Annotated in this window: 13 protein-coding genes; 8 read left to right on the top strand and 5 right to left on the bottom strand. The window is 65.0% G+C overall.

What is annotated here, in order from left to right; genetic code table 11:
• The first annotated feature begins 3 nt into the window (after nucleotides 1-3).
• The 4 genes from X268_RS06890 (at nucleotide 4) to X268_RS06875 (ending at nucleotide 2509) form a co-directional block, all read left to right on the top strand.
• Complete coding sequence (locus tag X268_RS06890) at nucleotides 4-1002, top strand: SDR family oxidoreductase (protein ID WP_128924229.1); 999 nt, start codon at nucleotides 4-6, stop codon at nucleotides 1000-1002.
• Between the two features lie 90 nt (nucleotides 1003-1092).
• Nucleotides 1093-1680 carry a phosphatase PAP2 family protein gene (locus X268_RS06885; protein WP_128924228.1) on the top strand — a complete coding sequence of 196 codons (588 nt, stop codon included), beginning with the start codon at nucleotides 1093-1095 and terminating at the stop codon, nucleotides 1678-1680.
• The gene (locus tag X268_RS06880; protein WP_128924227.1) at nucleotides 1677-2024 is read left to right on the top strand and encodes a DUF3147 family protein; all 348 of its coding nucleotides are present in this window, start codon (nucleotides 1677-1679) and stop codon (nucleotides 2022-2024) included. The genes X268_RS06885 and X268_RS06880 overlap by 4 nt, the downstream gene beginning before the upstream one ends.
• Entirely contained in the window at nucleotides 2024-2509 is a 486-nt protein-coding gene (locus X268_RS06875; RefSeq protein ID WP_128924226.1) for a hypothetical protein, read from the top strand. The genes X268_RS06880 and X268_RS06875 overlap by 1 nt, the downstream gene beginning before the upstream one ends.
• Nucleotides 2510-2657: 148 nt before the next feature.
• Here X268_RS06875 and X268_RS39300 read toward each other — a convergent pair whose 3' ends face one another.
• Complete coding sequence (locus tag X268_RS39300) at nucleotides 2658-2816, bottom strand: hypothetical protein (protein WP_164937587.1); 159 nt, start codon at nucleotides 2814-2816, stop codon at nucleotides 2658-2660.
• 173 nt (nucleotides 2817-2989) lie between these two features.
• On the opposite strand from X268_RS39300, the gene X268_RS06865 reads away from it, so the two are divergent.
• Nucleotides 2990-3232, top strand: coding sequence for a hypothetical protein (locus X268_RS06865; protein ID WP_164937586.1), 243 nt, complete (start codon nucleotides 2990-2992; stop codon nucleotides 3230-3232).
• 276 nt (nucleotides 3233-3508) lie between these two features.
• On the opposite strand, the gene X268_RS06860 is transcribed toward X268_RS06865, so the two are convergent.
• The gene (locus X268_RS06860) at nucleotides 3509-3745 is read right to left on the bottom strand and encodes a hypothetical protein (protein WP_128924224.1); all 237 of its coding nucleotides are present in this window, start codon (nucleotides 3743-3745) and stop codon (nucleotides 3509-3511) included.
• A 321-nt stretch (nucleotides 3746-4066) separates the two neighbouring features.
• Nucleotides 4067-4261, bottom strand: a complete 195-nt coding sequence (locus X268_RS06855; RefSeq protein WP_128929170.1) for a hypothetical protein — start codon at nucleotides 4259-4261, stop codon at nucleotides 4067-4069.
• Between the two features lie 94 nt (nucleotides 4262-4355).
• On the opposite strand from X268_RS06855, the gene X268_RS06850 reads away from it, so the two are divergent.
• Nucleotides 4356-4868: a DUF4142 domain-containing protein gene (locus X268_RS06850; RefSeq protein ID WP_128924223.1), complete on the top strand. Its 513-nt coding sequence runs from the start codon at nucleotides 4356-4358 to the stop codon at nucleotides 4866-4868.
• 5 nt (nucleotides 4869-4873) lie between these two features.
• On the opposite strand, the gene X268_RS39295 is transcribed toward X268_RS06850, so the two are convergent.
• A complete protein-coding gene (locus X268_RS39295; RefSeq protein WP_164937585.1) occupies nucleotides 4874-5167 on the bottom strand; it encodes a hypothetical protein in 294 nt (97 codons plus the stop codon).
• A 281-nt stretch (nucleotides 5168-5448) separates the two neighbouring features.
• On the opposite strand from X268_RS39295, the gene X268_RS06840 reads away from it, so the two are divergent.
• Together X268_RS06840 and X268_RS06835 are read left to right on the top strand one after the other, a co-directional pair.
• On the top strand, nucleotides 5449-11745 hold the full coding sequence (locus tag X268_RS06840; RefSeq protein WP_128924221.1) for a HAMP domain-containing protein: 6297 nt from the start codon (nucleotides 5449-5451) through the stop codon (nucleotides 11743-11745).
• A gap of 13 nt (nucleotides 11746-11758) precedes the next feature.
• Entirely contained in the window at nucleotides 11759-13249 is a 1491-nt protein-coding gene (locus X268_RS06835) for an HWE histidine kinase domain-containing protein (protein ID WP_128924220.1), read from the top strand.
• Between the two features lie 99 nt (nucleotides 13250-13348).
• On the opposite strand, the gene X268_RS06830 is transcribed toward X268_RS06835, so the two are convergent.
• A complete protein-coding gene (locus X268_RS06830; protein WP_128924219.1) occupies nucleotides 13349-13570 on the bottom strand; it encodes a hypothetical protein in 222 nt (73 codons plus the stop codon).
• Nucleotides 13571-13620 lie beyond the last annotated feature (50 nt).

Genomic DNA, 13620 nt, shown 5'->3' with positions numbered 1-13620 from the left:
ATCATGACGAATCACAGCAGAACCTCACTGTCGCGCCGCCATGTCGTGCACGCCGCAGGCGCATCGCTCGCTGCGGCCTCGCTGGCGTCCTCAGCGCAAGGAAACACGTCCATGGCCGACCATGCTTTGATCGATCCCGTCAGCCGCTATCCGAAGCCGCCGTTCAAGAAACAGCCGCAGCCCTGGCCGGGCCTTGCTGGCAAGATGGAGCCGCGACCGGATCACGGCGAGACCAGCTACAAGGGCTCGGGCCGGCTCGCCGGCCGCAAGGCATTGATCACGGGCGGCGATTCCGGCATGGGCCGGGCCGCCGCGATCGCCTATGCGCGCGAGGGCGCCGACGTCGCCATCAACTATCTGCCTATGGAAGAGCCCGATGCGCAGGAGGTGGTCGCGCTGATCAAGAATGAAGGGCGGAGCGGTCTTGCGATCCCGGGCGACCTCAAGGACGAAGGCTTCTGCAAGCAGCTGGTCGAGCAGGCCGTACAAGGCCTCGGCGGCCTCGACGTCGTCGTTTGCAACGCCGCACGACAGCAGACACGCGCCTCCATCCTCGATGTCTCGTCGGAGGATTTCGACGCGACCATGAAGACGAACATCTACGCACCGTTCTGGATCATCAAGGCGGCCCTGCCGCATCTCAAGCCCGGCTCCTGCATCATCGGCACCACCTCCGAGCAAGCTTACGATCCCTCGCCGGATCTCTACGACTATGCGCAGACCAAGGCCGCGACGATGAACTATGTGAAGTCGCTGGCCAAGCAGCTCGCCGCGAGGGGCATCCGTGTCAATGGCGTGGCGCCAGGACCGATCTGGACGCCGCTTCAGGTCTCCGGCGGCGCCACGATGGACAAGCTCGAAAAATTCGGCGGCATGACACCGCTCGGCCGTCCCGGCCAGCCCGTCGAACTTGCCTCGATCTACGTGCAGCTTGCCGCCGCCGACGCCAGCTATGCAACTGGCCAAGTGTATGGCGCCGCGGGCGGATCCGGCCAGCCTTAGCAGAGCTGGGACTCGCCCTGGAGCCCAGGAACCATCTTTGTCTCCAAGCTTTTACAAATCTGTCATGGAGGAAATATCGTCGGCGAACCGATGGCGCTCGTAACAGTCAAACCCACCCGGATCGATACGGCGATCGCGAACGAGATCGCGCACAACACCAACTCAGGGCTCGAGCACGCCGCCCAAGCAATGACCTGGGGCGCCGACGAGAACGTGCTGCTCGCACTCGCCGCGGCGGGATGGCTCTACGCTCGGCTGCGGCATCCGCAACAGCGTCCCGTTGCGGATCATGTTCTGATGGTCTCGCTGGCGACGGCCGTGCTGCCGCATATTCTGAAATCCTTGTTCGATCAGACGAGGCCGGACCGGCTGACCGTCACGGGCCATTGGCGTGGCGTCCCCTTCTCGGGGCGGTCGAGAGACGCGTTTCCCTCGGGCCATGCCGTGCACATGGGCGCCCTCGCCTCGGCAGCCGGCCTGTTGCCGCCGACCTCGCGCCGCTTGGCCCGCACGCTCGCCGTGACGTTGTCGTTGACGCGCGTAGCGCTGCTCGCGCATTGGACCAGCGACGTCGTGGCGGGCTTTACGCTCGGCGTCCTTGTCGAGCGACTGCTCAGGCCGTTCACGCTGGCAAGATCGCGCCAGCAGCCGTCCTCGGCTTTGCGGGGCCGGCCATGACGGAATATCTGGTGCGCTTCGTCGCCGGCGGCCTGATCGTCTCTGCCTTCGCGATCCTCGGCGACATGCTGCGACCGAAGAGTTTTGCCGGGCTGCTCGGCGCGGCGCCGTCGGTCGCGCTGGCCACGCTCGGCATTGCGGTCGTTCAGCACGGCCCGCAATATGCGGCGGCCGCGAGCTGGACCATGATCTACGGCGCGATCGCCCTCGGCTGCTACAGCCTCGCCGTCTGCCAGCTGCTGATGAGATTTCGTCTCGGCGCGCTGCCGGCAACCATCCTCGCTTTTGCGGTTTGGTTCGTGGTCGCCTTCGGCTTGCTTGCCGGCCTCGGAGGCGCCGCCTGATGCCCATAAAGCTGTCATCATCCGCGCTGAAGCAGACGCATTGGTACGAATACGCAGTGCGTTTCGCGCTCGGCGGCCTTGCGACGGTCGTGGCAGGCCTCATCGGCAGCCGTTTCGGCGTCTCCGTCGGCGGGCTCTTCCTCGCACTCCCCGCCATCTTCTGCGCCAGCGCAACCCTGATCGAAAGCCATGAGCGCCGCGCCAAGGAAAAGGCCGGCCTCAACGGACAAAGGCGCGGGCAGCAGGCCGCAGCGCTCGATGCGGCGGGGGCGGGGCTCGGAAGCATCGGTCTGGCAGCGTTCGCCGCGGTCTTTTACGTCGTGGTCTCGACAAGCGCGATCGGCGCATTCATCGCCGCCGTCCTGGCATGGGCCGCCGTGTCGGTGTTGGCGTGGTGGCTGAGGCGAAAGCTTCGTGTCACCTCCCGCACCGAGCGGGCCGGGCGCATCCGGCCATCAGCGAACAGCCGCAGCACCGTCCCGTAGCATCAGAAAGCCATACATCTCGGCCGCGGTCTGAAGCTGATCGATGCGCGCGAGAACAACGTCGCGCTGACGTCCATCCAGCAGGCCCGACAGTTCGTGCTCAGGCCGTAACCTCTGCGCCTGGAGACGTTGCTCGAACGTATGTGACTCAGACCGTCTTCGCATCTTCCGTCCTCGGTGGCTGCAGCCCCGGGCTGTTGGCCCAGCGCTCGACCTGCTCGATGACCTTCTGGTGGCTTGGACGCACCGGTTTCGGTGCTTCCGGCTCTTCCGATAGCTTGCGGGGCAACCTGACTTCGTCCGTCATGGCTTCTCTCCCTTTCCAAGGGAATGCGCCAGCACGCAAGTCGTTTCAATATTAACCTCTTGATTTTGCTACACTTTCATACTCATTTGGAGACTTTCTCGTCGCTTGTGGAACTCGCGCCAAGTTGGTTTGTTGAGTAATCTACTCAACCTACTCAATCTGTGTGATCGACCATGAACGATCTTCGCGCCGAGCGCCTTCAGGTCATGCTCTCGCCGGAGGAGTTGGCCGCCGTCGATGATTTCCGGTTCAAACATCGCATGCCGACGCGAGCGGCAGCGGTCCGCGAGCTGCTCAAATTTGGATTGGCCGCCGCGGGCGTCGATGCTGCGGCCGGCGTGAAGTCGAGCAGCTTCGGTGTGTTCGGCCGGGGACCTGAGGGACATACTCAGGGAGACCCGGAGAGCAGCGACTAAAGAGCGATGCGATTGAGATGAATCGTCATCGCGCTTTGGGTTGCTCTTTGCGCATGATCATTCCGGAGAACCGCGTCGCACTTTTCCGGATCATGCTTTAAGCCACGACCGCTGCGCCATAGCGGCCCCCCATCAGCAAACGACCCCGGCACCGTGGGTGCCAGGGCCGTCCTTGGAGGTCGCTTCCGGCGCACCGGGGGCATGACAGCCAAAAGCAACCTGTCGACTCGTCACGCGAAAACTGTTCCATGCGCGAAACCTGCGGTTTCCGCGCCTCTAGCCGCTCGGCGCGTCGTCGGAATCATCCGGCGTCATGCCGGAGCCCGGCGTCTTGCTCTTGTCATTCAGCCTGGGATCGCGCGTCGCCTCCCGCGACGGGGAGCCTGTCACATCCGTGTTTTGCACAGCCGTGTCTTGCGGATCGGTCTTTTGCACGGATTGCGCGCGCTGCTTGTCGCGGGGCTGTTCCTCCGCCCGTTTGTCCTTGACGATACCGTGGTCGGAATGGGCCATGATGTGCCTACGCCTCTTCTGATGTCTCGAAGCGCTTACGCACGGTGGCGCCGAATGTTCCGGCGTGGTGCTAGCTGCGCGTCGCGTGGACCGTGGCCGATGCATTCTCCAGATGCACCTGGCGCACCGTTGTCACGGTCGCAAACGCAACCGAGACACCAAAGGCGAGAATGAGTGAAAGTAGAGCCAGACGTGGAGCCATTGCAAAACCTCCTTCTGGAATCGAAAGCCGACGCGATTAACTGTTCCCCGATCGTCCTGGATTGATCACTTGCATTCCGTGAGCCGTCTCACACGCAGCCTCACGAAGAGGGGGAGCCCTCACGCCTCCCGCTCTTGAGGGAAATGGGACGCAACGGGCGGGATTTCGCCATCGAGCCAATCCTGCTCATGCGCGAGCGCCGTCCAGGCGTCGGCCATGCGCGAATAGCGCTTGTGCGCAGGTTGTCCGTCGGCTCGCTCGGCGAGCTGAAGACAATTGTCGGCGTTGTCTCTGAAGATGTCAGACTGTTTCATCACCAAGACGTGGGGACGGAACTCTGGCATCGCAACCCGCTTGCCGGATCGTAATGTTGTAGGGAACTTTGCATGTCCGCCGCCATTGACACCGATGCGAGTTCTCGTCGCCATTATCCTGGCCTTCATCAGCACCGCTGCGCTTGCCGACAGCACCGGTGAACGAAGCTCCGGCAACCGCCCGCCGAGCGCCACCGACGTCATCAGCGGCCTCTACAATTTCAGCCGTTTCCAGCAGGACCTGCTGGAGAGCACCGATCTGAAGGGCAACGCCGAGGTCAAGAACCTTGCCGCCCTGCGCGCCGAGGAAGCGGCCAAGCGCGACAAGGCGCTGAAGCAGATCCAGCAGGCGATCGGCGCGGAGCCGCGCGTCGACAAGGCGACCTCCGTCGGCGCGAGCCGGATCGAGCCCGAGACGTCGGACGGACCGACTTACGTCCGAAGCTTCTATGCCTCGCAGATTCCCGAATATGAATCGGCCATCAAGCTGCTCGAAGGCTATCTGAAGGCGCCCGACAATCCTGCCCTCGCAGCATTCGCGCGCGAACAGCTCCCGTTGTTGCGCTCGCAAGTCGGGGATGCCGAGCGTACCATGGCGGACAAGTAACGCCCCTATTTATCGTTCGGATGATGTTGCTGGCTCTGCGGCCGCACGGTGCGGTCGCTCTCCGGCATCCTGTCCCGACCCGCATCGCCATTGTCATCCTTGCCGCCCGAAGTTGAAGTGCCGCTTCCGCTCGGGTTCGAGCGCGTCGCCGCCCCTGTGGTCGGCGTATCCGCCTGCGGGCTGGCGGAACTGGCGGCGGGATCGCCGGTCACCGCTCCGCGGCCGCTGGGCGCTCCGCCCTGCGCCAAGGCCGCCCCGGCAAACAGCATGACGACGATCGCGGCGAGTCCTGCTTTCATATCCTATCTCCTCTTTGCGGGCTAACCGCGAGGCTTGGCGCTCCGTTCCGAAGGACGCGAATGCCCGTCGAGCAAAGGCACGGGGACGGCGGAGTCCACTTCTTTCCGAATTCGCGTGGAACCAATCCGGGGGGAGCGGCGTTACTTTCGTCGGGCTGAGCAAGGCAGGTTCCATTTCCTCGCGCCGCGACCTTGGCGCTTGATTTCGAATTTGGCTGACGCTCTATTTTGACCAAACGCGTCTTGCCTTGGATTCGGCCGGCGCCTGCGGGGGAATCAGTATGAGCGACCTCGATCCCGGAACTGCATCACGCTCCGGTCGTCGTGTCCCAAAGCCAAAAACCAACGGTGTGTCGGACCCGGATTCCCGGGCCGAATTGCTGCTGGCCCTGCAGGCGATGCGCAGCGGCGATTTCTCGGTGCGCATGAGCGGCGACTATCTCGGCATCGACGGCAAGATCGCCGACACTTTTAATGAAATCATCGCCGCCAACCAGCGCATGGCGCAGCAGCTCGAGCTGGTCGGCCAAGTGGTCGGCCGCGAAGGCAAGACCCGGCAGCGCGTGAAATTCGGCCTTGCCTCGGGCTCCTGGGCCGACATGGAAGGTTCTGTCAACACGCTGATCGACGACCTGTTGTGGCCGACACGCGAGGTGACACGCGCGGTCGCCGCCGTCGCCCAAGGCGACCTGCTCCAGACCGTCAAGCTCGACGTCGACGGCCGCCCGCTCCGCGGCGAGTTCTTGCAGTCGGCGACCATCGTCAACACCATGATCAAGCAGCTCGGCGTGTTCACCTCCGAGGTGACGCGCGTGGCGCGCGAGGTCGGCACCGAAGGCAAGCTCGGCGGCCAGGCCCAGGTGCCTGAGGTGACCGGCGTCTGGAAGGACCTCACCGAGAGCGTCAACTCGATGGCGAACAACCTCACCAACCAGGTTCGCAACATCGCCGAGGTGACGATTGCGGTCGCCAACGGCGATCTCTCCAAGAAGATCACGGTCGACGTCCGCGGCGAGATCCTCCAGCTCAAGGAAGCCATCAACACGATGGTGGACCAGCTGCGCTCCTTCGCCTCCGAAGTGACGCGCGTGGCGCGCGAGGTCGGCACCGACGGCAAGCTCGGCGGCCAGGCCATCGTGCCCGGCGTTGCCGGCACCTGGAAGGACCTGACCGACTCCGTCAACGCGATGTGCGGCAACCTGACCGCACAGGTGCGCAACATCGCCAACGTCACCACTGCCGTGGCGCGCGGCGACCTGTCGCGCAAGATCACGGTGGACGTCCGCGGCGAGATCCTGGAGCTGAAGGACACCATCAACACCATGGTGGACCAGCTCAACTCGTTCGCCTCCGAAGTGACGCGCGTGGCGCGCGAGGTCGGCACCGAGGGCAAGCTCGGCGGCCAGGCGCAGGTCCCCGGTGTGGCCGGCACCTGGAAGGACCTCACCGACAACGTCAACTTCATGGCCTCGAACCTGACCGCGCAGGTCCGCAACATCGCCGACGTCGCCACGGCAATCGCGAGCGGCGACCTCTCGAAGAAGATCACGGTGAACGTCTCCGGCGAAATCCTTCAGCTGAAGGAGACGCTCAACACCATGGTCGACCAGCTCAACGCCTTCGCCGGCGAAGTCACGCGGGTGGCGCGCGAGGTCGGCACCGAGGGCCGGCTCGGCGGCCAGGCCAACGTTCTCGGCGTGGCCGGCACCTGGAAGGACCTCACGGAGAGCGTCAACTCGATGGCCTCGAACCTGACCGCTCAGGTCCGCAACATCGCCGAGGTGACGACCGCGGTCGCCGGCGGCGACCTGTCGAAGAAGATCACGGTGGACGTGCGCGGCGAGATCCTGGAGCTGAAGGACACCATCAACACCATGGTCGACCAGCTCAACGCCTTCGCCGGCGAAGTCACGCGCGTGGCGCGCGAGGTCGGCACCGAAGGCAAGCTCGGCGGCCAGGCCGTCGTGCGCGGCGTCGGCGGCACCTGGAAGGATCTCACCGACAGCGTCAACTCGATGGCCTCGAACCTGACCGGCCAGGTCCGCAACATCGCCGAGGTCGCGACCGCGGTCGCCAAGGGCGATTTGTCGAAGAAGATCACGGTGAACGTGTCGGGCGAGATCCTTCAGCTGAAGGAGACGCTGAACACGATGGTCGACCAGCTCAACGCCTTCGCCGGCGAAGTCACGCGCGTGGCGCGCGAGGTCGGCACCGACGGCAAGCTCGGCGGCCAGGCTGGCGTGCCCGGCGTCGCCGGCACCTGGAAGGACCTGACCGACTCCGTGAACTCGATGGCGGGCAACCTCACCGCCCAGGTCCGCAACATCGCGGAGGTCGCGACCGCGATCGCCGGCGGCGACCTGTCGCGCAAGATCACCGTGGACGTGCGCGGCGAGATCCTGCAGCTCAAGGACACGCTGAACACGATGGTCGACCAGCTCAACCGCTTCGCGGGCGAGGTGACGCGCGTGGCGCGCGAGGTCGGCACCGAAGGCCGCCTCGGCGGCCAGGCCAACGTGCCCGGCGTCGCCGGTACCTGGAAGGACCTCACCGATTCCGTGAACTCGATGGCGGGCAACCTCACCGCCCAGGTCCGCAACATCGCCGAGGTCACCACCGCCGTGGCGCGCGGTGACTTGTCGCGCAAGATCACCGTGGACGTGAAGGGTGAAATCCTCGAGCTGAAGAACACCATCAACACCATGGTGGACCAGCTCAACGGCTTTGCCGGCGAAGTGACGCGCGTGGCACGCGAGGTCGGCACCGAAGGCAAGCTCGGCGGCCAGGCCGAGGTGCCCGGCGTCGCCGGCACCTGGAAGGACCTCACCGACAACGTCAACTTCATGGCCTCGAACCTCACGGCCCAGGTCCGCAACATCGCCGAGGTCGCGACCGCGATCGCCGGCGGCGACCTGTCGAAGAAGATCACGGTGGACGTGCGCGGCGAGATCCTGTTGCTCAAGGACACCTTGAACACCATGGTCGAGCAACTCCGCTCCTTCGCGGCCGAAGTGACGCGCGTCGCGCGCGAGGTCGGCACCGAGGGCCGGCTCGGCGGCCAGGCCGTCGTGCCCGGCGTCGGCGGCACCTGGAAGGATCTGACCGACAACGTCAACCTGCTGGCGGCGAACCTCACCACCCAGGTCCGCAACATCGCCGAGGTCACCACCGCCGTCGCGCGCGGCGACTTGTCGCGCAAGATCACCGTCGACGTGAAGGGCGAAATTCTCGAGCTGAAGAACACCATCAACACCATGGTGGACCAGCTCAACGCCTTCGCCGGCGAAGTCACGCGCGTGGCTCGCGAGGTCGGCACCGAAGGCAAGCTCGGCGGCCAGGCCCAGGTGCCCGGCGTCGCCGGCACCTGGAAGGACCTCACCGACACCGTGAACTTCATGGCGGCGAACCTGACCGAACAGGTGCGCGGCATCGTCAAGGTGGTGACCGCTGTTGCCGACGGCGACTTGAAGCAGCAGCTCACCGTGAAGTCGAAGGGCGAAGTCGCCGCGCTGGCCGACACCATCAACAACATGACCGAGACGCTCGCGACGTTTGCCGATCAGGTGACCAGCGTGGCGCGCGAGGTAGGCGTCGAAGGCCGGCTCGGCGGCCAGGCCAACGTGCCGAGCGCGGCCGGCACCTGGAAGGACCTCACCGGCAACGTCAACCTGCTCGCCGCCAACCTGACTTCGCAGGTGCGCGCCATTGCCGAGGTCGCGACCGCCGTGACCAAGGGCGACCTGACGCGCTCGATTCAGGTCGATGCGCGCGGCGAAATGGCCGAACTGAAGGACAACATCAACACGATGATCACGAATCTCCGTCTTACGACGGACGTGAACACCGAGCAGGACTGGCTGAAAACCAACCTCGCCAAATTCACCAACATGCTCCAGGGCCAGCGCGACCTCACCACGGTCGGGCGGCTGCTGCTGACCGAGCTGTCGCCGCTGGTGAACGCGCATACCGGCGTGATCTACCAGGTCGAGAACGAGGACAATCCGCAGCTCCTGCTGCTGGCGTCCTACGCCAGCGACGGCATCTATCCGTATCAGCGCGTGCTGCAGTTCGGCGACGGACTGATCGGCCAATGCGCGCTCGACAAGCGGCCGCGCGTGGTCGCCGACATTCCGCCCGACGTGGTGCCGATCAACTCGGCGCTGTTCCGCGTCGCGCCGAAGAACCTCGTCGTGCTGCCGGTGCTGTTCGAAGGCCAGGTGAAGGCCGTGATCGAGCTCGCCTCGCTCGTCTCCTTCACGACCTCGCAGATGACGTTCCTGGAGCAGCTCACCGACTCCATCGGCATCGTGCTCAATTCGATCGAAGCGACGATGCAGACCGAAGGTCTGCTCAAGCAGTCGCAGCAGCTCGCCGGCGAGCTCCAGACCCAGCAGCGCGAATTGCAGCAGACCAACGACCAGCTCGAGCAGAAGGCACAGCAGCTCGCCGAGCGCAACGTCGAGGTCGAGCGCAAGAACCAGGAGATCGAGCAGGCCCGCCGCGCCCTGGAGGAAAAGGCCACCGAGCTTGCACTCACCTCGAAGTACAAGTCCGAATTCCTCGCCAATATGAGCCACGAGCTGCGCACGCCGCTGAACTCGATCCTGATCCTCGGACAGCAGCTCACCGACAACCCGGACGGCAATCTCACGGCCAAGCAGGTCGAGTTCGCCCGCACCATCCACGGCGCCGGCACCGACCTGCTCAATCTCATCAGCGACATCCTGGATCTGTCCAAGATCGAATCCGGCACGGTGACGGTCGACGCCGAGGAGATCCTGACCGCGAACCTGCTCGAGACCGTCGGACGGCCGTTCCGGCACGAGGCGGAAAACCGCAATCTGTCGTTCAAGATCGACGTCGATCCGACCCTTCCACGCAGCATCGTCACCGACTCCAAGCGCTTGCAACAGGTGCTGAAGAACCTGCTCTCCAACGCCTTCAAGTTCACCGCCGAGGGCGAGGTCCGCCTGAAGGTCACCGCCGCGGTCGGTGGCTGGGGAACCGATCACCCGGTGCTGAACTCCGCGCCTGCCGTGATCGCGTTCGAAGTGTCCGATACCGGCATCGGCATTCCCCCGGAAAAGCAGAAGCTGATCTTCGAGGCGTTCCAGCAGGCCGACGCCGGCCCCAGCCGCAAATATGGCGGCACCGGCCCTGGCCTTGCGATCAGCCGCGAGCTCGCGAGCCTGCTCGGCGGCGAGATCCATCTGCGCAGCGCGCCCGGCAAGGGCTCGTCCTTCACGCTTTACCTGCCGTTGAAATATTCCGGCCCGACGCTCGCGCCGCGTGCTGCGCCGGCGCCACAGCAACACAACCAGCCACCGGCGCTGCAGCCGGCCGCACCTGACCAGCAGCGCGTCATCGAGCAGCTTCCCGACGACCGGCTCAACCTCGAGCCTGGCGACAGCATCCTTCTGATCGTCGAGGACGACCCGCATTATGCGCGCGTGCTCGTCGACCTCGCGCGTGACAAGGGGTTCAAGGTGCTGGTCGCCGCCCGCGGCGCGGAGGCGCTGGAGCTCGCCAAGCAATACCAGCCGAGAGCGGTCTCGCTCGACGTGTTCCTGCCCGACATGCTGGGCTGGACCGTGCTGAGCCAGCTCAAGCACAATCCGCTGACCCGTCACATCCCCGTGCAGATCATCACGCTCGACGAGGACCGCCAGCACGCGCTGGCGCGTGGCGCGTTCTCCTTCGTCAACAAGCCGACGACGACCGAGGGCGTCGCCGCCGCCCTGACCCAAATCAAGGAATATGCGCGGCCGCGACGCAAACGACTCCTGATCGTCGAGGACAACGAGGCCGAGCAGCTCTCGATCCGCGAGCTGCTGCATCACGACGACATCGAGATCGTGACGACTGCCACCGGCGCCGGCGCACTCTCGACGCTGCGCGAGGCGCCCTGCGACTGCGTGGTGCTCGACCTCAGGCTGCCCGACATGAGCGGCTTCGAGGTGCTGGACCAGATCCGCAATGACGAGGCGCTGTCGAACGTTCCGGTTGTCGTCTTCACCGGCCGTGAGCTTTCGGCGGAGGAGGACGCGGAACTCCACACCATGGCACGCAGCATCGTGGTCAAGGGCGTGGAATCGCCGGAACGGCTGCTCGACGAAACTGCACTGTTCCTGCACCGCGTGATCACGGAGCTTCCGATCGAGAAGCAGCGCATGCTGGAGAAGCTGAACAGCTCCGACGAGGACCTGATCGGCAAGACCGCTCTGCTCGTCGACGACGACGCCCGCAACATCTTCGCGCTGTCGAGCGTGCTGGAGCGGCGCGGCATGAAGGTGCTGACCGCCACGACCGGCAGCGAGGCGGTGGCGCTGGTCGAATCCAATCCGGAAATCGCCATCGTGCTGATGGACATCATGATGCCGCAGATGGATGGCTATCAGACCATCGGCGTCATTCGCGAAAATCCGGCCTTCGCCCGCCTTCCGATCATCGCACTGACCGCCAAGGCGATGAAGGGCGACCGCGAAAAATGCCTGGAGGCCGGCGCGTCCGACTACCTCGCCAAACCCGTCAACACCGATCAATTGCTGCTTGCGATCCGCATGTGGCTGCACCGCTGAGTTGGATCCGCGAATGGACCACGAAAAGGTCAACATCCTCCTCGTCGACGACCAGCCGGCCAAGCTGCTCGCCTATGAGGTGATCTTGAAGGATCTCGGCGAAAACCTCGTGATCGCCTCGTCCGGGCGCGAGGCGCTGGAGGTGCTGCTCAAGACCGAGATCGCGGTGATCCTGGTCGACGTCTGCATGCCCGAGCTCGACGGCTTCGAGCTCGCCGCGATGATCCGCGAGCATCCGCGCTTCCAGAAGACCGCGATGATCTTCATCTCCGCCATCCAGGTCAGCGACATCGACCGGCTGCGCGGCTACGAGATGGGCGCGGTCGATTATGTGCCGGTCCCGGTCGTGCCGGAGGTGCTGCGCGCCAAGATCAAGGTGTTTGCCGAGCTTTACCGCAAGACCCGCGAGCTTGAACGGCTGAACCAGGAGCTCGAGGATCGCGTCCGCGCCCGCACGGCGGAGCTGGAGAACTCCACGGCGAAGCTGCGCGAGAGCGAACAGCGGCGCAGCATGGCGATCGCGGCCGGCAAGATGGGTTCCTGGGACTGGGACTGGATCAGCGGCGACTGGATGTGGGACGAGGGGCAATATCGCATCTTTGGCGTCAACCCCGAGAGCTTCGAGGTCAACCCGGCCAACGTTCAGGCGCTGCTGCATCCCGATGACGTCGATCAGTTGCGCAAGGCGATTGCCGAGTTCAACAAGGGCGCGCGGGCCTATGAGACCGAGTTCCGCATCATACGGCCCGACGGGGAGGTGCGCTGGTGTGTCGGCACGGCGGCAGCCACGGTGGACGATAGCAGCCGCGTCGTGCGCGTCAGCGGCGTCACCGTGGACATCACCGAACGCAAGCGTGCCGAGGAACGGCAGAATCTGCTGGCGCGGGAAGTCGATCATCGCGCCAAGAATGCGCTGGCGCTGGCGCAGTCGATCGTGCGCCTCACCCGCGCCGACGAGGTCAAGGCCTATGTCAACGCCGTCGAAGGACGCATCAACGCGCTGGCGCGCGTGCACACCATCCTGTCGCTGTCGAGCTGGCAGGGCGCCGAGCTCTCCAAACTGATCGACGAGGAGTTGGCGCCCTATTCGCTTGGCGACCAGATCGTGTTGGCGGGGCCGGAAGTTCAGTTGCTGCCGGCGACGGCCCAGACGCTGGCGCTCGCGCTACACGAGCTCTTCACCAACTCGGCCAAGTATGGCGCCCTCTCGACCAGGTCGGGGCGGCTCACGATCGGCTGGCAGGTCGAGGACCAGTTGCTCACGCTGAGCTGGGAAGAATCCGGCGGTCCGCTCGTCATGACGCCGAAATCGCGCGGCTTCGGCACGCGAAGCCTGCTTGCGAGCGTCGAGTCCCAGCTTGGCGGACAGGCGCAGTTCGATTGGCGAGCCGAAGGCCTGTTGTGCCGTCTGCAGGTGCCATTGACACGCAAGACGGCGACGACGACCGCAACCGGCAAATTCGAGGACGCCAGCTCCGCCGAATTGCAGCGCGCATCCGGTTAGAGCCTTTTCCGGCGAAGTGGCGATCGGCTCGCGTCGAGAAGGCACGTCAAGACGAGAAGCATGCGCCTTCCGCGCGGCTTCAAACGGAGCGGCAAAGCATTAGCCGGACGCCACGCTGGTCATGCGTCGCGCCGTCCGCGGCTCGCGTGCGATGCGGCCTTCGAGCCAGGCTTCCGTTCGGGCGAGATCGCGGAGCGCCCTGGCATAGCGGCGAGCCGCGCTTCGCTCCGCGCCGCGCGGCAGCTTGCGCGCCTTGCGCAGAATGTCCGCGGCCGCGTTGCGATAGGCCAGCGAGCGGTAAAGAAAGACTACCTTACCCATATCTATGTTCCCGTTTTGCTGGCGCTCATCCTCGCAAGCCCGGCATGAAC

The organism is Bradyrhizobium guangxiense, from assembly GCF_004114915.1.
In the GTDB taxonomy this organism is placed as follows: domain Bacteria; phylum Pseudomonadota; class Alphaproteobacteria; order Rhizobiales; family Xanthobacteraceae; genus Bradyrhizobium; species Bradyrhizobium guangxiense.
Note: the sequence above shows the minus strand (reverse complement) of the source record. Positions and strands in the feature narration are given on the sequence as shown.

Coding starts and splice junctions, on each gene's coding strand:
- X268_RS06890 (WP_128924229.1), top strand. CDS start 4: ATGACGAATCACAGCAGAACCTCACTGTCGCGCCGCCATGTCGTGCAC.
- X268_RS06885 (WP_128924228.1), top strand. CDS start 1,093: ATGGCGCTCGTAACAGTCAAACCCACCCGGATCGATACGGCGATCGCG.
- X268_RS06880 (WP_128924227.1), top strand. CDS start 1,677: ATGACGGAATATCTGGTGCGCTTCGTCGCCGGCGGCCTGATCGTCTCT.
- X268_RS06875 (WP_128924226.1), top strand. CDS start 2,024: ATGCCCATAAAGCTGTCATCATCCGCGCTGAAGCAGACGCATTGGTAC.
- X268_RS39300 (WP_164937587.1), bottom strand. CDS start 2,816: ATGACGGACGAAGTCAGGTTGCCCCGCAAGCTATCGGAAGAGCCGGAA.
- X268_RS06865 (WP_164937586.1), top strand. CDS start 2,990: ATGAACGATCTTCGCGCCGAGCGCCTTCAGGTCATGCTCTCGCCGGAG.
- X268_RS06860 (WP_128924224.1), bottom strand. CDS start 3,745: ATGGCCCATTCCGACCACGGTATCGTCAAGGACAAACGGGCGGAGGAA.
- X268_RS06855 (WP_128929170.1), bottom strand. CDS start 4,261: ATGAAACAGTCTGACATCTTCAGAGACAACGCCGACAATTGTCTTCAG.
- X268_RS06850 (WP_128924223.1), top strand. CDS start 4,356: ATGCGAGTTCTCGTCGCCATTATCCTGGCCTTCATCAGCACCGCTGCG.
- X268_RS39295 (WP_164937585.1), bottom strand. CDS start 5,167: ATGAAAGCAGGACTCGCCGCGATCGTCGTCATGCTGTTTGCCGGGGCG.
- X268_RS06840 (WP_128924221.1), top strand. CDS start 5,449: ATGAGCGACCTCGATCCCGGAACTGCATCACGCTCCGGTCGTCGTGTC.
- X268_RS06835 (WP_128924220.1), top strand. CDS start 11,759: ATGGACCACGAAAAGGTCAACATCCTCCTCGTCGACGACCAGCCGGCC.
- X268_RS06830 (WP_128924219.1), bottom strand. CDS start 13,570: ATGGGTAAGGTAGTCTTTCTTTACCGCTCGCTGGCCTATCGCAACGCG.